We start from the raw sequence: 16,397 nt of genomic DNA on the forward strand, positions 1-16,397 counted from the left end.
AGGCGCGGGTGGAACCCGGGGACGGGGCGCGTGGTCCCGCCCCCGGGAGTCGGGCAGAGAATCAGAGACCGGCCGCCGGTGGTGTGGCCGACCCGCTGGACGTGACGCTCTGGGAGCCGGAGGACGGCGGTGCGCCCTGGGGCGGCGGGGTCGTGGTCGGCGGGGTGGACTGCCAACCCTCGCCCTGGCCGGATGAGGCGCTCGTCCCCGATCCGCCGGGCCCTTGGCTCCCGCCCAACTGGCCGCTGGCGTCGTCGGACACGCTGGTCGGCGCGGGTTGGACGGTCTTCCCCAGACCAGACTTGACGGAATCGCCACCGGGCGAGACACCCGAACCACCTGATGGTGAAACTTCCTTGCCCTCTGTGCCTCCGCCGGTCGGGTTGGCGGCGACATCGCCGGGGAATCCCCCTCCACCGTCGGCATCGGGCCCCTGCGGGGCGGCACCCGCTCCTGCTGCGACACCGCCGGTCCCGGCGGTGGCCGCAGCCGAGGCGGCCTTGCGGGCGGCCTTCTCGGCATGTGCCTTGGCGATCTGGGCTCCCGCGCCACCGGCACGGTGGATGGACTCGCCGTCGGTACCATCGGCCGCCCAGTGCACGAACCGGAAGACCGCGTACGGGCACAGCAGCACCAGGACCATGATGACGATGCCGGCCATGACGTCGGCCAGCGCGGCGATGCCGCCCTTGGCCTCGGTCTTGCCCATGGCGGCGATGCCGAGGACGAAGATCACGGTCATCAGGACCTTGGAGACCACGAGGGTGGCGGTGGCTTCGATCCAGCCCTTACGCCAGCGCCGTGCGACTTCCCAGCCGCCACCGGCGGACGCGAAGATCGCCAATGTGACCATGACGAGGATGCCGACCTTGCGGACCATCATCACGCACCAGTAGAGGAACGCTCCGATGGCGGCGCCGAGACCGGCGACGACCGGGACGAGCCAGCCCAGTCCGGTCAAGACCGCGAGCTGGTTGACCTTCACGATCCGGCGCACGGCTGTCTCGATGTTCAGGTGCGCGGCCTTGAACAGGCCGTCGGATATCGCGTCGACCACTTCGACCGCGACCGTCGTGAACGCGATGGCGCAGAAGGCGAACAGGACGCCGCTCATAGTGCCGGTGAACGCTTGTGTCAGGGCCTGCCCGTCACGCCGGATGGCTGCCCGAACCAGCTGCGCGCAGAACGTGGCGACCAGCAGGACCAGACCCAGCGGCAACAGCACCTCGTAGTTCTCGCGGAACCAGCCGGCGTTCAGGTCCACCTTCGTGGTGGTGTTGACTGCCGCGGCGGCCAGATCGGCCGCCGCGGCGGCGAGTTCGCCGGCGGACTTTGCCATCCAGTCACCGATGGCCTTACCGGGGTTCGAGGCGAAGTCCACCGCATCGCCGACGGCGCACATCTTGTCTGCCAGGGGGAGATCACAGAAGCCCACGGGGAGCTACCCCTCCGTTCTTGTTGCAGGCGCGGGTCACTGCGTGACGCTCGGGGCGATGGCGGCCAGGGTGCAGTCGTGGTTCGGGCGGCACTGGACGGCAAGGGTCACAGCCCGTTCCTCGGCTCCGCCGCCGCCCTTCTTCCAGGCGATCTGCTGCGCCCCGTTGACTGTGACGACGTAGATGTACGCCTTCGTGATCGCGGACGGGTCATCGGCCAGCGCCTGCTTGAACGCCGAGGGGAAGTGGCCCTCGGCGACGTCGGCGGTGGCGTGCTGCTCCTGGTCGGCCATCCGCGACCACAGCACCGGATCGGGCACCTGGCCGGAGATCGAGGCCCAGTCGGCGTACGCGCTCTCGTTCGTCATCCAGGTGTGCATACCGGCGAGCTGCTGGTCGCGGCTGGTGGTGCGGGTGTCGTAGGACCACAGCATCTGGGCCGCCGACTGGGCGTAGGCGATCGGCTCGGCGATCTGGGGAGGCTTGGGCACCGACCCTGTTCCGGAGGAAGGCTTCGGGGCGTCCTCGGTGGAGGACGGGCTGCCGGTCGGGGTGGGCGCGGCGGCCCCAGGAGCCTGGTGCCCGTTTCCACCGCCGGTCAGCAGGGCCACGACCGCAGCGATGGAGAGAAGGACGGCGACGGCGGAGGCAACGACCGCAATGCGCTTGCCGGTTGGCCAGTGTGCGCCGTACGAGAGCGCCGAGAGGGAAGGGAATCGTGTCCGCATCAGTGAACCTGCGACCCCAGACTGGAGAAGAAGTCAACGATCCCGTTCGCGGCACCGAGGCCGAGCGCGGCGCCGGATGCCACGAGGGCGCCCTTCTTGCCGTTGGCCTCGGCCTGATGGCCGCCGGTGTGGTGGCCCCAGGCCCATACGCCGAGCGAGACGGCGAGGGCGCCGACCACGGCGATGATGCCGAACATGTTGATGCTGTTGACGACGTTCTTCAGCACGGCGAGGCCGGGCAGCCCGCCGCCCTGGGGTGAGATTCCTGGGTCGTAGGCGAGGTGGATGACGCGGTCTGCGAGAGGGACGGACATAGGCGTGGTGGGGCTCCTTGCATACGCGGGCCAGGCGAAGGCCGGCGGAAAAGGGGAAGCGGAGGCGGATGTGCGCCCGGGGTGCGGAAGTGGCCGTGGCGGCGGCGCGCCCGGCGCGGTGCCGGGCGAACGTCAGAGGACGCGGCGGGCGGCGAGAATCGTCCAGCCCTTGACCGGGGTGATCCGGACCGGCTTGGTGGTGCGCGGCGCCTCGATGACGAGGCCCTCGCCCATGTACATGCCGACATGTTCAGGCCGTGCGGCGCTGCCGCGGCTGAAGATCAGGTCACCGGGCTTGAGCTGGGCGGGCGATACTGCCTTGCCCTCGTTGACCTGCGTATACGTGGTGCGGGTAAGCGTGACACCGACGTGGGCGTACGCCTGCTGCATCAGACTGGAGCAGTCGCAGCGGCCCATCGGGTCGGGGCCGTGGGCGTTGGTGCAGGACCCGCCCCACTGGTAAAGCGTGCCGAGCTGGTGCATCGCCCACTCGATGGCCGTGCGCGCCTTCGGGTCGGCGTCCTTGGGGATCGTGTAGCCCTTCGGGACCTTCCCCTCGGGGATGGGACCGAAGCCGGAACCGTCCTGGCCCGGAGCGCAGCCGGTGGTAAGAGTCGGCGGTTGCACGGCCTGGTCCGAGCCGGTCCCGCCGCCGGGGAAGGTCTTGGCGATGGCGGCCTGCAATGCAGTGGCCAGGTTCTCCCACTGCGCGTACGCGTCAGGCAGGCCGGACTTCTGCACGGCTTGGGCGGCCTGGGTGACGGTCATCTGCTGCCAGCCGTCCACCTTGAGCAGATGCTTGTAGAACTGCTCGGAGGCGTAGACCGGGTCGCGGATCTGCTGGGCGCTGCCCCAGCCCTGGGAGGGGCGCTGCTGGAACAGGCCGAGGGAGTCGCGGTCGCCGTAGCCCAGGTTGCGCAGCCGGCTCTCCTGCATCGCCGTGGCGAGCGCGATGATCTGGCCCTTCGTGGGGACGTCGAGCGAGAGGCCGGCGGCCACGATCGTCTGCGCGTTGGGGACCTGCTCGGAAGGCAGGTCCAGGCCCTCGACGTGGACGTTCTCGCCGGATACGCCGTCGAGGATCTTGCCGACCTGCTCGGCGACCTTGTCGGTGTCGATGTCGGTCAGGCAGTTGCTGAGGGAGCCGGTGCTCTGCACGGCGTCGGCGGAGGTTGCCAGCATCATGCCGGTGCCGGCGATCAGGATGGGGGAGAGGAAGACTACGCCGATGCCGGCGGCAAGCGCCTTCAACCGGAGCCGATCGCTCGCGGGTCAGCGTTTTCGGGCATGGGTGGGCAGCGAGACGTCATGAACCTGTCCTTGAGGGGTGCGGTGACCGGCGTTCCGCGTGCGCGAGGCGTCGTGGAAGTGCGCGGCGGCCGGGGTGGGCGATCGGAACGGGCCGGCACGGGCGAGTTGCCGCTCGCCACGCGTGGCCGGGCCGTGAACTAGGTGTTCAGGGACGGAAATACCTCCGTGAGGCACGGAAGGGGTTAGCCAGCGGTGGTTTGCCGCGCGGTTCAAAAACAGTAGGCGCGGATCGGCCGTTGACCAAAATGATCGGCGTGAGGTGTCGGAATCCGGCACCTCACCGGAGCACTTCTTGGTCGTCGGCGGATTCGCCTCTACAGTTTTTGGACTCCCCCTCACCTTCCTCGGTCTGTGGCTCTGGGCTTCTGCATGCCCGATTCCAGCCCGCGAGGACAACTGCGTGAGGCCGTGAGTCCCATCTCTCTCCGCGTTCCACACCCGAATAGGGGTTCCTCTTTGCCCTTTTCCCTGCACCAGGGCGACGCCCTCAGCGTCCTCACCGGCCTTCCGGACGGCTGCGTCGACTCCGTCATCACCGATCCGCCGTACAACAGCGGGGGCCGGACCGCGAAGGAGCGCACCACCCGCTCCGCCAAGCAGAAGTACACCTCCGCCGATTCCAAGAACGACCTCGCCGACTTCACCGGCGAGAACATGGACCAGCGCAGCTATGGGTTCTGGCTGACGCAGATCATGACCGAAGCGCACCGTCTGACGAAGACCGGCGGGACCGCGCTGCTGTTCACCGACTGGCGCCAGCTCCCCACGACAACGGATGCGATCCAGGCGGCCGGATGGCTGTGGCGGGGCGTGCTGGCCTGGCACAAGCCGCAGGCCAGGCCGCAGAAGGGCCGGTTCACCCAGAACTGCGAGTTCATCATCTGGGGGTCCAAGGGGCCGATCGACGGTTCCCGTAACCCGGTCTACCTGCCGGGCCTGTACTCGGCGTCGCAGCCCTCGGGGGCGAAGCGGCAGCACATCACGCAGAAGCCGGTGGAGGTGATGCGCGAGCTGGTCAAGATCTCCCCGCCGGGTGGCATGGTGCTCGACTTCTGTGCCGGCTCCGGCTCCACGGGCGTCGCCGCCCTGCTGGAAGGCCGGGACTTCATCGGTGTGGAGAAGACCGAGCACTACGCGTCGATCGCGGCCGACCGGCTCACCGAGACAGTCCGCGAAACCCTCACCCAGGACGACGTGGTTCTCACCGTCTGAGCCGCGACCGTGCTTCCGGCCGAGGCGACTGGAGCCCTTAGCGGAATCCCGGCACAGCAGAGCCTGTATCTCACCGTCCGGTCCGTGCGTCGCCTCCTCCGTCCTTCTCTCTTTCCGCGTCCCATAGGAGGCCGAAACTTTTCATGCCCGAATCCACGAAGCCCGCAGACGACGGGGAGTTGGAGCCGGTTCGCGTTCCGGATCCGCAGCTGGAGGGAATTGAGGCGAGCGTCCGACGGCTTATGGAGCAGTCGGCGCAGCAGGCGCAGCAGCTCGACCACCTTGCGTCCGCCCCGGAGCCGGGCGGATCGCCGTTCGCCGCGTTCGGCATGCCAGGACTGGGCGGGCTGCCTCCCGCAGCCCCGCCCGAGCCCCGCCCGATTCTGGAACTCGACGGGGAGGAACGGGAAGACGAACTCGACGCCCTGTCGGACTGGGTCGACGACTTCTTCCTCCCGGTCTACGGCTCGGAGGTCACCACCGCGGCACCCTGGTGCCTGCAGTGGCAGGAACACGACGATGTCGTGGCCTGGCTCCATGCCCTGTGGCTCGCCTACCAGCAGCACAAGGAACCCGACGCCGGTCTCTCCGGCCTGTTCGTGTGGCACCGGGACTTCCTCACCCACGCTGTCGCGGCGATTCGCGCCCCGGGCGGCCCGCTGTCGGCGTGCATGACTTCTCCCGACCGTCCCGCACACCGCCTCCTGCCGAGCCCGCCGCCGTCCGTGCGCACGGAGACGGCGGGCCCGGCAGAGGCCGCCGGGCCTGCCGAGCCGGACGAGCCGACGCCATGAGCACGGGACAGGGGCAGCCGGCCTTCGGCCTGAGCTTCGACCCGCGGGCCCTGACAGACCTCATCCAAGCCCCCAGCGACATTCGCGACCTCACCCTTGCCTACCTGCAGGAAGTCGTGAACGCCCAGCGCTTCGGGCTACGCCTGGACGGTGACTTGGAGGGTTTCCGGAAGCTGTTCGTGGACGCGCGTAAAGAATGGCGCGTCGTCTACGGACTCCGCCCGGCACCCGCGGAGTCTGCACACCCGAAGGAGATCCATGTGGTCGCGGTCCGGCCGCGTGCGGGGAACGACGTCTACGACGAAGTCGGCCGCCGCCTGGGGATGGCCCGTCGGCCGCTGAGTGCCCGCACCCACGCGGCACGCTCCCGCCCGCCGCAGCTGACCACCCGCGGCCCCGTCCCCCGGCCCGGTCCGCCGGTCACCGCACCGCCGGGTCTGCCCCGTCCTGCACAGAACCCCGCGCACCATGCAACCCGCTGAACACGGAGTGTCGCCTATGCCCCTTCAACCCGCGCCGACACCAGTGCGGCGTGCAGTCACGCAGCTTGACCACCGCATCGAAGCGGTCACCGGCCACGACATCGACACCTTGTGGGCCTACCGCGAGCGCGGCATCCTCGACGAACTGCACGCCCAACTGGTCGACCGGCACCGCACGCTGGCCAGCGCTCAGATCGGCGTCACCTTCTACCTCAAGCTGCTCAACCGGCTCACGAGCGGTGAGTTCCCTGTCGACGGTGCTCTGTTCGTACGCATCGATCGCACCGTGGACCAGTTGGAGGAAACCGCCGACGCGCGCGACGCCGCCGCCGAAATGGTGCTCGCAGTCCTGGAGCCCATCGAGGCCGCCGCACCATCGACACACGAAAAAGGACCGCTCTCGACCGACGACCAGACGGCACTGCTTGCCATCGCCGGCGGCGCCAAGCTCCACGAACACCTGCTGACCGGCCGGGCATCCGTGGCCGCCTCCTGTGGCACCCGTATCCCCTATCCCCTGATGCAGAGGCTGGAACGGGCCGGCCTGGTCGTCCGGGACACCAACCACCCGGTGCACGCCGGCCAGCCCGTCTCCCTCACCGACACCGGACGAGCCGCGCTGCTCGACGCCCGCCGGACTCCCACGACGCATGCGCCGAACAGTCCAGCTCGCCCGGGCGCATTCCCGTCCACTCCGGCGAAGCGGCGCTGAACTCGACCGAAAGGCTCTTGTTGTCCCCTACCGAACCGACGCCGGTCCCAAAACCCATCCCCCAGGTTGACTTCGAGTTGGACGACCTCGACGCCGACGAGGAGAGGTGCCTCGACTTTTACCGAAAGGTCGCTGTCCACGAGGACATGCTCGTCCCCCTTGCCGAACACCACGACGGTCCGCAGAGCTATTACGTGCTTTTCGACCGCACCGCCACCTGGGGGCACCCCGGCATGCCACAGATACTCGCTGTCCATCTGCAGCGCGAGCACGGCAAGCGGACGTTCAGCTTCGAGCGGGCGGAGTTGCCGCTCCCCGCGATGGCGCAGTCCTGGCTCATCCACCGGGGCTGCCCGCACGACGCCATCGGCCTTGACTCCGAGCGGGGCACGCCGCCAGCGGACGAGGCCACGCGAGCCTTGGAGCGGCGCCTCGTCGACCACGGCGACCACTACGCCATGGGCTACTCCTACACCTGCGACGACCCGGACGACATGGTCACCGTCGTGGCGCTGCGCGCCCTGGACGAGCGAGCTCTCAGCCCGTACCGCGTCGTGGTCGAGGAGGTCGACACCAGCGCGTGGACCCACACCCTGCGCGAGGGAGGTTTCGACACGAGCAAGGCCGCCCTGCAGTGGTGCGAGGACCGTCTCACCGGCGAGGCCAGCCCTCTCCCACCGGTCCGCCCATCAGCCGCAGCCATCCCTCCGGCAGCGGTGGCGAAGACCCTTGCCCCGCGCCCGGCCGGCTGTTCCCGCTGAGCGCCATGCCCGACGCGAGCTGCGCAACATAACCGACGATCGCCGGTTAGCCAAACCGGCGATTCTCCGGACTCTTATACAGCCGTCGCAACAACCACCGCGGCGCCATTCCTAGCAATCCCCCATGCCTTCACGGAGGTTTCTTCCGCATGCGCTCGACCCGAATTGCCATATCCGCAGCGATGCTCGGCGCTCTCGCTGTGCCCATGCTGTCCGCCGCGACCGCCAGCGCGGCACCCGCCGCCGTGGCCGCCGCCCCCGCGAGCAGCTGCTCCTCCCTGCCGCCGCTGCCCTACGAGGTCCACACGGCGGCCGTGACCATCCGGTCCAAGGCCACCACGACGTCCACCGCGCTCGGCGTGCTCTACCGCAGCCACAAGTTCACCGTGCACAAGAAGAGTGGCAACTGGCTTTACATCACGGACAGGTCGACCGGCGTCAAGGGCTGGGTGTCCGGAACGTACGTCTACCGCGACGTCCGCATGTGCCTGAACTGACGTAGCTCGCGCCTGCTTTGCCCGAGCCACCGGGACAGGAGCCCCTCGAATTTCTGCCAGGCACCGGCCTTTCCCGAAGGGAGCCTTTCTCTTGTCCGATGGAATTTCCGTTGACGCTGAGGACGTCGTGGGCGTGCTCACCGAACGTATCGAAGCACGCTTCGACATGGACATGGACCATCTGCAGGCAGCAGTCGCAGCCGCGCCGACCGCCAATCCTGACGCCACCGACATCGTCAAGTGGCACGGTCATCTGGTCGCGGCCCAGGCTGTGCTCAACCGCGCGGAGGACGATCTTCTGACCGCGTTGGAAACACAGCCCAACGAGGTCGACGACCCGACCATGGGCCTCGCCCACCGTGTGAACGCGGCCGTTGCCACACGCGACGGGCGGGCCATCGTTGTGCGATGGCTTCTGGACCCGGACGCTCTGGGTAAGAAGGACCTTGCTGCCGAGAGCCTTGCCCGCTTGCGCCCGCGAACCGGGCCTGCTGTGCAGACCAGTGCTCCCCAACGCCCTCCGGGGACACCAGCGCCGACGTCGGCATCGCGGGCGGGTGGGGCCGTCCGATGAGCCGGGACAAGGCCAGCACCATGGACGCCGAGCTGGAGAAGGTCTTTGGGCCCCCGGTACCCGAGCTGTACGAGGCGGCGACCGGGCCGGATGCCTCTCCGGCGCTCGCCCGCGCCCTGGAACTTCGTTCGTCCCTCGCGCTCACCGAGGAGCAGGTTGCCCGTGTCCGCGACCGCGTGCACACGGACATTGATCCAGACCGCGATATGGGTGATCTGTCGGCGGACAAACTCCGCGCCGATGCGCAGTGGCTGGAGGCGGCGCTGGAAGCCCGCGACAGCTATCGCGTAGCCCTCGGAGAGCTGCTGCGCAGTATGCCTCCTCCTGGCCGGCTGGCCCGGCCCGTCTGCATGGCAGAACTCAGGACCACCGCGACCCTGCCCCCGTCCGCCGCCCCGGCACCCCAGCGTGCCGGGGCGCCCCGGGCGCACCGACCGTGAAAGCCGCAGCTTGTCCCACCTCACGTCCGCTGGGGTAGCCGGACGGATCGAAGACCTGTATGGCGCGCCGCTCGCCGACCTTGAAGCCCACGCACGTGGCCAGGCGCCCGGCATGCTCTCCGCTCTGCTCGGCATGCACGGCACCCTTGCCCTCGCCGAGCGCAGCATCGACTTTCACCGCGACCACCTTGCCCGGCTGATCCACCCCGAGCGCCAGGTCGGCCTGCCCGAGGTCTCCCATCTCCTTGACGGTGTACGCCGGCTCGCCGAGGCCGTCGCGGTCCGCGATGTCCAGGCCAAGTCGCTCGACGCCGTTCTGGAGAGCCTCGCCCGCGTCCCGGCCTCGGAGCCGTCCCCGGCGACTCCCTCGCCAGCCGTCCCGGCTTCGCCCCTTCCGGCTCCGGCTCTTCCGTGCCAGAGCACGGCACATAGCCGCTGATCCGGCTATTCCCCCTTATTCACCAGGAGTTCTTCCCGTGGCCATCACTGCTCTGCCTCCCGACATCGACGCCGACATCACCCGGGTCACTGAGGCCCTCGCCATGATCACCCCACGTTGGAATGTGAGGATTCTGTTGGCGCTCTCGGGGCCGCCGCAGCGGTACAGCGAGGTGGCGGCCAAGGTGTCCTGGCTGCAGAGCGGCCAGCTCCACCCCAAGCTCACCTCGCTGTGCGACGCCGGTCTCGTCGAGCGCACCGAATTCACCGCACGGCATGTCACCTACGGTCGCACCGAGCGTGGCGAGGCCCTTCTGCCGGTCCTGCCGACGATCGTCACCTGGGCCGAAGAGCACCTGGAGACGGCGGACCGCCCGGTGCCCGCGATCGAGCAGATCGAGGACAGTCTCACCCTGCTCACCCGGCGGCACGCCGCCTCCATTCTGTGGGTGCTCAAGTCCCGCCAGGAGGTCGGCGCGATGGCTCTGGCCCGAATCGTGATGCCCAGCAGTGACTGGACCAACGTGTACCCGCCGCTACGGCAGCTCGTCACCGACGGCTTGGTCGACACTGAGGGCAACGGCCAGCCCTACCGGCTGTCCGCGGCGGGCGACGGCTTGGGCCCCGTTCTCAGTGCCCTGTCCGCGTGGTCGGCCGGACAGCCCCTCAGTCAGGGAGCCCATCACCCGGTCTGGGGGCACGCCCAGGCACAACCCGTGTCGAGTCCGTGGGTCAGTAGCCAGCCACGGCCTGCACCCGCGGCTCTCCCTCAAGCCCGCACACTTGAGTCCTCTCCGGCGTGGCACAACCGAGATCTCTTCTCCCATGCCACGCCCGCTCGCGCGAAGGCGGCCGTCCCGGCGGGAGGCCCGCGCCGATGACCAGCCTCTTCACACCCGCCGAAGTACGCACCGTCGTCGAGCTGCTGGCCTCACGCTCCTTGATCCGCCTGGTCACGGAGATCGACGACAACGGCGCGATACCGCCGCGACGGCTGGCCAACGCCCTCCCCGATCTGTCCAGGCACCAACAGCGCAGCGCCCCCGAAGCCGCCCGCGCCCGCGGTCTCGTCCGGACCGCACCCGGTACCGGACTGGAACTCACCGAGCCCGGGTCGGAGCTGGCTGATCTGTACGACGCGGCAGCTCGCTGGGCCCGCCGCCACGCCTACCCGACACCGGTCTGCGAGTTCAGCAGCCGCATCCGACACGTCCTCGACCTGCTGGCCCCCTCACTCGTGGCCCAAGACACCGAGGGCAGTTCGTGGCCGTCGGGTACGCGGCTGTCGAGCGCCGCGGCTGTGGCAGACCTCGGCCGTGTCCGAGCTTTGCTGATCCAGTGGCTGGCCGCCAACCCCCAGGCCACCCGGGTACCCGAGCCCGAGCCGGTCGCGTGAGCGCAGCGATTGCACCCCGGCACACACGCCACAGCGCCGGGCTGATGCGCAGCATCTACCTGCCCCGCGCGGCAGACGCGCTGACGTCCGCGATGTCCACGTACGGCATCCCGCTGCTGGTCCTGACCACCACGACCTCCGCCGCACTGACCGGTACCGCTTTCGCCCTGGAATGGATCCCGCGACTAGCGGCGTCCGGATGGGCGGGAGCACTCGTCGACCGGCGTGGGGCAGCCGCCGTCTTCCACCTCGCCGCCCTGGGACGCGCCATGGCCCTCGCCGCTGGCGCGGTCCTGCTGCACCTCCACCCATCCGGCCTCGTCGCAACCGTGACCGTGATGGTGCTCGCGCCGACGACCGGGATGCTCACCGCGATCAGCTACATCGCCGCCGAATCCGCAGGCGCCGCCGCCGGCCGCCAAGCAAAGGGGCAGGCCCATCGCGTACAGGCCATCCTGCTCGGCATCGAACAGACCGCGACCGTCGCCGGCCCGGCGCTCGCCGGAGTGCTGCTGCTGGCAGGGCCACCACCCATGCTCGCCGTGATCACCACGTTCTCGCTCCTTGCCGCGCTGCTCGCCCTGCGTACACCCCCCTCGCCCGTCATCCCCACCCGCCCTTCGAACCGACAGCCGGGCACCGGACTCCTCACCGGGTGGCGCACCATCCGTTCCCTTCCCGCCCTCGGCTGGCTCGTGACCGGGCTGACCCTGTCCAACCTGGCCACCGGGCTTCTCCAGGCGGCCAGCCCAGTGATCGTCGTCAAGCACTTCGGGCAGTCCGCCACAGCCGTCGGCCTGGTCTGGTCCGCAGCAGCCGGAGCAACGCTCCTCAGCGTCACGATCTGCCGGTTCGCCCTAGACCGCCTGGGACTGTGGCCGGTCGGCGCCGCCTGCGCCGCCCTCGCCTCACTCGCCTGCCTCGCCGCCGCCCAGGCCCCCAACTATCGCTCGTACCTGGCCCTGGTCGCGATCCTGATGGCAGCCGAAGGCGGCATGACGGTGGTTCTGCGCACCTTGCGTTCCCGCCTGATCCCGCCGGAGAAGTTCGGCAGCACCCTGTCGGCGACCGTCCTCATCCTCCTGCTGCCCTTCCCCCTCGTGGGCATCCTCACCGCGCTCACCCCGCCGGACGCGCTGGGCCACGTCATCACTGCATGCGCCGCCCTGCAGGCTCTCGGCCTGTTCTGCGCCTTCGCCCGGCTGCGCACCGATCCCGCCCTGCGCACCTGAACCTGCCGCACTCCCCAGCCTGTGGAGACCCCCATGCCCGCCGCCATCCTCGGATCACACCGCGCGAGCGGTCGCAGCATCACCGAGCAGTTCCGCGCCTTCGACGCCAACAACCCACACGTCTATCGCGCCCTGGAACGCCTGGCCGCCCGCCGCCTGGCCGCGGGCGCCACCCGCGTCAGCTTGAAAGACCTCTTCGAGGACCTGCGCCGTCAGCTTCCGCACGGCGTCGTCGGGCTGAACAACAACTACACAGCCCTCTACGCCCGCCTCCTGATCGACGAACACCCGCACTGGGCTGCTGCGTTCGAGCTGCGCCGACGCCGTGCCGCGTGAGGGCCAACTCTGTCCTTTCTCGTCCTGCCGTCCACCGATACGGAGAACCCTTGTCAGCTCGCCCTCTCGTACTTCTGGTTTCCCCGGGTGATGAGACCTATCGTGGCTACTGCCTTGAGCAGGTGGCAGCCGCGTACGATGTCGCCCTGCTCACCGGCACCGAGCCGACATGGGAGACACCGTTCATCGTCGACCACGCCGTCGTCGACCTGACCGACCCCACCGCCTTGCTCGCCGGCGGCCGGGCCCTGGCCGATCGCCACGACCTCGCTGGCGTGGTCACCTGGGATGAGTGGAACCTCGTACCCACCGCCCGCCTCGCCCGAGCGCTCGGTCTGCCCTCGAACTCCGTCGAGGTGATGCGGGCCTGCCGCAACAAGGCAACCGCCCGCTCCCTGTTCGCCCAGCACGAGGTGCCGTCGGCGGCCTCGATGAAGGCACGAACTCTGCTGGAGGCCGGCCTTGCGACGATGACGCTGGGGTTCCCCGCCGTCATCAAGCCCGCCGCCTTCGCTGGCAGCATCGGCGTGATCCGCGTCGACCGCCCCGAAGAACTCCCCACCGCGTTCGCCTTCGCCTCCGAGGGCGCGAGCCGCAGCCGCGAGGACACGGGCGTCCTGGTCGAGGAGTACCTCGACGGACCGGAGGTCTCCGTCGAGTGCGTCACCCACCGCGGCGAGACCACCGCGGTCGCCGTGACCCGCAAACACCTATGCTCAGCACCGTACTTCGACGAGACCGGGCACACCGTCGAGGCCACCGACCCGCTCCTCACCCAGGTTGCCCCAGCCGCCGCTGCCGCAGTCAGGGCCCTGGGAATCACCGACGGCGTTCAGCACGTCGAGCTGCGCCTCGTGGACGGGAAGCCCCGGCTGATCGAGGTCAACGCCCGGATCGGCGGCGACATGATCGGACACCTCGTCCGCCTCGCCACCGGCATCGATCTGCCCAAGGCCGCCGCCGACCTCGCCTGCGGCCGGGCACCGGACCTCACCCCGACCCGACGCGGGGCAGCGGGCATCCGCATGCTCTACCCGGACGCCTCCGGCACCCTCACCGCACGGCACATCAACATCCCGTTCGCCGCCCACACCCCGTGGCTGCACCAGGTGCAGTGGATCCGCGAGATCGGCGAGCAGCTCCTCCTGCCGCCCGACGGTGACCTCTTCACCGCGAGAGCGGGGTTCTACATCGTCACCGGCCGCAACACCGTCGAGGTCACCGACCGCCTCGACACCACCGCCGACGAGATCACCATCACCACGAGGGCGGACCGCTGAGCCACCAGCCTGATCCGCGCTCCGACATCGACGGAGACGTCTACGTCTCCCCGCCCTACCTCGCCGGCACCACCGGCGTCGGCGACCCAGCCCTCGCTCCCCTCCTCGACCTCGGCTGGGAACTGCAGCACGACGACCTCGGCAACGCGTACACGAACGCCCCCGACCGCAAGATCCGCCTCGGCTACCTCCCCGAAGGTGAGGACGACGGCCTCTGGCGCATCAACGCCTACCAGGACCCGTTCGGCCCGCCGACCTGGGGCGTCTGCTTCAACGACAGCACCCCCACCGAGTTCGTCCAAGCATTCACCACCACCCTCGCCACGGCCTACAAGCAGGGCCCAGATGCCTACCTCGCGGCACCGGACCCCCGAAGCGATGACCGCGAGCCGTTCCTGGCCTTCGTCCCCCTCATCAAACGAGGCTGGCAGCTGGAGCGTCCTCGGTGGGGCGTCCTCGCAGTCCAGGCACCCGACGGGCTCGCCGGGCTGGAGTTCACCACCGGGCCTCTGGACCCGGAAGACGAACTGATCACCCGAGACGCACGCTGGCAGCTATGGGCCGGCACCTCCACCGACCAGCCCGCCTGGTACGCGACCGCCAGCACCGGCACCCCGGTCGCCCTGCTCACTGCCGTCACCCAGTGCGTCTCCGACCCGGCCCCACTGCCCCGTGGGCGCGAAGCGACGTTCAGTTACCACGAGGGCATGGTCCAGCTCACTTCGATCCTGCCGCCCGGCCCACCGGCTGCTCCCACGCCGCTCGACGTGCAGCGGGCTGTCTCATCCCGACGCCCGGCCGCGCTTCCCGCGACCAGCGTCCCGCGCTGGAGCACCAGCAGCCGACCGGCCCTGCCCGGCCCTCGTCGCTGACGGCAGCGCAACCCTCTACCTGGAGGACCCTCTTTGTCCTTGCAGGCCCCCGAGTTCTTCGCCGAGCTGTGCCTTCCCTTTCACGATCACACCGTCGTGGGCAACACCTACTTCGCCGTCCCCATCCCAGGCGCACCGATGCGGCTGCGGATCGACTTCAGCCGCAACATCCACGCGGAGACCTACGGCGGGCTGCGCTTGGCGGTCGTCCACCCGGACTGCGGCGAAATCGACGCGGTGACGCTCAGCTTTCTGGACCACGGCACGTTCCACCGCCGCGACGAAGCCACCAACACCCGTCCGAACACCAAGCAATACGGAACTTTCGACACCTACAACCGCCCCGGCCACCCGCCGTGGGACGGCGCCGTCACGACCGGGCTGCGTGACGCCATCGAGAAATACACCGCCGTCTGGTTCCCCGGCGCCTGGACCGCGTCCGCACCCAGACGCACGACGGGGCGTACCGCGGTCAAGGCCGCTGCCCCGCCGCTCACCCGCAACGGTGCCCACATTCGCTGACCTTCCCTCCATGTTCAAGGAGTCCTCTTCCCCGTGCACGCACCTTTTGTCCGAACCGCTGCCGTCTCCGTGGCGGTGACCGGCACCCTCACCTGGGCTCCCGCCGCGAGCGCCCAACCCTCCGAACCGACCCCCTTGGCCTCCGCCGCCCCCGCCGAGACGCCGGCCCCGGACGCGGGCAGCGTCGAGATCACCACCAAGGACGCAGCCGGGGACGTGCTGCCGGGCGCTGTGTTTCTGCTGCTCGACGCCGCCGGTCAGGAAGCCGGACGGGGGAAGAGCGACGCGCAGGGGAAGCTGGTCTTCACCGACGTCGCGCCGGGTGTCTACCGATTGAAGGAGACTGCTTCCGGCAGTCCGCTCCACGAGATCGTTGCCGACCAAGACGTCATCGTCACACCGGGCGCGACCACCCAGCTGATGATCACCGGCCCCTTCAAGGCGGCCAAGGTTCTCCTGCAGGCAAAGGATGACAAGAGCGGCAAACTCCTGCCGGGAGCGACCGTGAACATCGGCACTGGCGACTCGTCACTGCTCACCCTGACCACGGGAGCCAAGGGCACGGCCTCCGGAGACCTGCCGGTAACAAGCAGGAAGACGCAGTTCTGGGTCAAGGAGATCAAAGCCCCCACCGGCTACGGTCTCTACAAGCCGACCAAGACGTTCACCGCGGGCCCTGGCGCCCCGGTCACCGTGACCGTCACCAACGCCAAGACCGCGACCGACCCGAAGCCCGACCCCTCGGACAAGCCTACCCACAAGCCCGCCCAGCACCCGTCCACACCGGGTATGCCGAGCACCGGTTCCGGCGAGACCACACCCTCAGCGCCGGCCACCGACACACCGGATCCCGATTCCTCCACCCCTGCCACCGCGACCCCGGTCGGCAACTCCACGTCGAAGGCACCAGCGGGCTCCCTCGCTCACACCGGCGCTGATGCCACGCCGTGGCTGATCGGCGGCGCGGGGGCGCTGATCATCCTCGGCGGAGGCGTCCTCGTCATGGTCCGCCGCCGTCGCGCGGACGAGTCCCCTGACGACTCCAACGAGAGCTGACTCC

Annotated in this window: 21 protein-coding genes; 17 read left to right on the forward strand and 4 right to left on the reverse strand. The window is 69.5% G+C overall.

Going from position 1 to position 16,397, the window contains the following annotated elements; genetic code table 11:
- Positions 1-61: 61 nt before the first annotated feature.
- The 4 genes from ACGFNN_RS21165 to ACGFNN_RS21180 form a co-directional block, all read right to left on the reverse strand.
- On the reverse strand, positions 62-1,435 hold the full coding sequence (locus tag ACGFNN_RS21165; protein ID WP_393557872.1) for an ATP-binding protein: 1,374 nt from the start codon (positions 1,433-1,435) through the stop codon (positions 62-64).
- Positions 1,436-1,471: 36 nt separating this feature from the next.
- Complete coding sequence (locus ACGFNN_RS21170; RefSeq protein WP_393557874.1) at positions 1,472-2,164, reverse strand: hypothetical protein; 693 nt, start codon at positions 2,162-2,164, stop codon at positions 1,472-1,474.
- Positions 2,164-2,478 (reverse strand): DUF6112 family protein, encoded by a 315-nt coding sequence (locus ACGFNN_RS21175; protein ID WP_393557876.1) that lies wholly within the window; start codon positions 2,476-2,478, stop codon positions 2,164-2,166. Before ACGFNN_RS21175 ends, ACGFNN_RS21170 begins: the two co-directional genes overlap by 1 nt.
- 132 nt (positions 2,479-2,610) lie before the next feature.
- On the reverse strand, positions 2,611-3,729 hold the full coding sequence (locus ACGFNN_RS21180) for a C40 family peptidase (RefSeq protein WP_393557878.1): 1,119 nt from the start codon (positions 3,727-3,729) through the stop codon (positions 2,611-2,613).
- A gap of 516 nt (positions 3,730-4,245) precedes the next feature.
- On the opposite strand from ACGFNN_RS21180, the gene ACGFNN_RS21185 reads away from it, so the two are divergent.
- From ACGFNN_RS21185 to ACGFNN_RS21265, 17 genes are all read left to right on the forward strand, one after another.
- Positions 4,246-5,001 carry a DNA-methyltransferase gene (locus ACGFNN_RS21185; protein ID WP_393557880.1) on the forward strand — a complete coding sequence of 252 codons (756 nt, stop codon included), beginning with the start codon at positions 4,246-4,248 and terminating at the stop codon, positions 4,999-5,001.
- Positions 5,002-5,243: 242 nt separating this feature from the next.
- The gene (locus ACGFNN_RS21190; protein WP_393558437.1) at positions 5,244-5,795 is read left to right on the forward strand and encodes a DUF4913 domain-containing protein; all 552 of its coding nucleotides are present in this window, start codon (positions 5,244-5,246) and stop codon (positions 5,793-5,795) included.
- Positions 5,792-6,277 carry a hypothetical protein gene (locus ACGFNN_RS21195; RefSeq protein ID WP_393557882.1) on the forward strand — a complete coding sequence of 162 codons (486 nt, stop codon included), beginning with the start codon at positions 5,792-5,794 and terminating at the stop codon, positions 6,275-6,277. The genes ACGFNN_RS21190 and ACGFNN_RS21195 overlap by 4 nt, the downstream gene beginning before the upstream one ends.
- Positions 6,278-6,293: 16 nt before the next feature.
- Complete coding sequence (locus ACGFNN_RS21200) at positions 6,294-6,989, forward strand: hypothetical protein (protein ID WP_393557883.1); 696 nt, start codon at positions 6,294-6,296, stop codon at positions 6,987-6,989.
- A 17-nt stretch (positions 6,990-7,006) separates the two neighbouring features.
- The gene (locus ACGFNN_RS21205; RefSeq protein WP_393557885.1) at positions 7,007-7,750 is read left to right on the forward strand and encodes a hypothetical protein; all 744 of its coding nucleotides are present in this window, start codon (positions 7,007-7,009) and stop codon (positions 7,748-7,750) included.
- Between the two features lie 149 nt (positions 7,751-7,899).
- Positions 7,900-8,247 carry an SH3 domain-containing protein gene (locus tag ACGFNN_RS21210; RefSeq protein ID WP_393557887.1) on the forward strand — a complete coding sequence of 116 codons (348 nt, stop codon included), beginning with the start codon at positions 7,900-7,902 and terminating at the stop codon, positions 8,245-8,247.
- A gap of 91 nt (positions 8,248-8,338) precedes the next feature.
- Positions 8,339-8,821, forward strand: coding sequence for a hypothetical protein (locus ACGFNN_RS21215; RefSeq protein WP_393557889.1), 483 nt, complete (start codon positions 8,339-8,341; stop codon positions 8,819-8,821).
- Complete coding sequence (locus ACGFNN_RS21220) at positions 8,818-9,261, forward strand: hypothetical protein (RefSeq protein WP_393557891.1); 444 nt, start codon at positions 8,818-8,820, stop codon at positions 9,259-9,261. The genes ACGFNN_RS21215 and ACGFNN_RS21220 overlap by 4 nt, the downstream gene beginning before the upstream one ends.
- Positions 9,262-9,271: 10 nt before the next feature.
- Positions 9,272-9,700: a hypothetical protein gene (locus ACGFNN_RS21225; RefSeq protein ID WP_393557892.1), complete on the forward strand. Its 429-nt coding sequence runs from the start codon at positions 9,272-9,274 to the stop codon at positions 9,698-9,700.
- Positions 9,701-9,737: 37 nt separating this feature from the next.
- On the forward strand, positions 9,738-10,580 hold the full coding sequence (locus tag ACGFNN_RS21230; protein WP_393557893.1) for a winged helix-turn-helix transcriptional regulator: 843 nt from the start codon (positions 9,738-9,740) through the stop codon (positions 10,578-10,580).
- Positions 10,577-11,095: a regulator gene (locus ACGFNN_RS21235; protein ID WP_393557894.1), complete on the forward strand. Its 519-nt coding sequence runs from the start codon at positions 10,577-10,579 to the stop codon at positions 11,093-11,095. The genes ACGFNN_RS21230 and ACGFNN_RS21235 overlap by 4 nt, the downstream gene beginning before the upstream one ends.
- Entirely contained in the window at positions 11,092-12,327 is a 1,236-nt protein-coding gene (locus tag ACGFNN_RS21240) for an MFS transporter (protein WP_393557895.1), read from the forward strand. The genes ACGFNN_RS21235 and ACGFNN_RS21240 overlap by 4 nt, the downstream gene beginning before the upstream one ends.
- A gap of 33 nt (positions 12,328-12,360) precedes the next feature.
- Complete coding sequence (locus tag ACGFNN_RS21245; protein WP_385449702.1) at positions 12,361-12,663, forward strand: hypothetical protein; 303 nt, start codon at positions 12,361-12,363, stop codon at positions 12,661-12,663.
- A 50-nt stretch (positions 12,664-12,713) separates the two neighbouring features.
- Positions 12,714-13,943: an ATP-grasp domain-containing protein gene (locus ACGFNN_RS21250; RefSeq protein ID WP_393557896.1), complete on the forward strand. Its 1,230-nt coding sequence runs from the start codon at positions 12,714-12,716 to the stop codon at positions 13,941-13,943.
- Entirely contained in the window at positions 13,940-14,815 is an 876-nt protein-coding gene (locus ACGFNN_RS21255) for a DUF317 domain-containing protein (protein WP_393558439.1), read from the forward strand. The genes ACGFNN_RS21250 and ACGFNN_RS21255 overlap by 4 nt, the downstream gene beginning before the upstream one ends.
- A gap of 33 nt (positions 14,816-14,848) precedes the next feature.
- The gene (locus ACGFNN_RS21260; RefSeq protein WP_393557898.1) at positions 14,849-15,337 is read left to right on the forward strand and encodes a hypothetical protein; all 489 of its coding nucleotides are present in this window, start codon (positions 14,849-14,851) and stop codon (positions 15,335-15,337) included.
- 33 nt (positions 15,338-15,370) lie between these two features.
- Positions 15,371-16,393 carry a SpaA isopeptide-forming pilin-related protein gene (locus ACGFNN_RS21265; RefSeq protein WP_393557900.1) on the forward strand — a complete coding sequence of 341 codons (1,023 nt, stop codon included), beginning with the start codon at positions 15,371-15,373 and terminating at the stop codon, positions 16,391-16,393.
- The last annotated feature ends 4 nt before the right edge of the window (positions 16,394-16,397 follow it).

Source organism: Streptomyces sp. NPDC048590, from assembly GCF_043199535.1.
In the GTDB taxonomy this organism is placed as follows: Bacteria; Actinomycetota; Actinomycetes; order Streptomycetales; family Streptomycetaceae; genus Streptomyces.

Coding starts and splice junctions, on each gene's coding strand:
- ACGFNN_RS21170 (WP_393557874.1), bottom strand. CDS start 2,164: ATGCGGACACGATTCCCTTCCCTCTCGGCGCTCTCGTACGGCGCACAC.
- ACGFNN_RS21175 (WP_393557876.1), bottom strand. CDS start 2,478: ATGTCCGTCCCTCTCGCAGACCGCGTCATCCACCTCGCCTACGACCCA.
- ACGFNN_RS21190 (WP_393558437.1), top strand. CDS start 5,244: ATGGAGCAGTCGGCGCAGCAGGCGCAGCAGCTCGACCACCTTGCGTCC.
- ACGFNN_RS21195 (WP_393557882.1), top strand. CDS start 5,792: ATGAGCACGGGACAGGGGCAGCCGGCCTTCGGCCTGAGCTTCGACCCG.
- ACGFNN_RS21200 (WP_393557883.1), top strand. CDS start 6,294: ATGCCCCTTCAACCCGCGCCGACACCAGTGCGGCGTGCAGTCACGCAG.
- ACGFNN_RS21210 (WP_393557887.1), top strand. CDS start 7,900: ATGCGCTCGACCCGAATTGCCATATCCGCAGCGATGCTCGGCGCTCTC.
- ACGFNN_RS21220 (WP_393557891.1), top strand. CDS start 8,818: ATGAGCCGGGACAAGGCCAGCACCATGGACGCCGAGCTGGAGAAGGTC.
- ACGFNN_RS21235 (WP_393557894.1), top strand. CDS start 10,577: ATGACCAGCCTCTTCACACCCGCCGAAGTACGCACCGTCGTCGAGCTG.
- ACGFNN_RS21245 (WP_385449702.1), top strand. CDS start 12,361: ATGCCCGCCGCCATCCTCGGATCACACCGCGCGAGCGGTCGCAGCATC.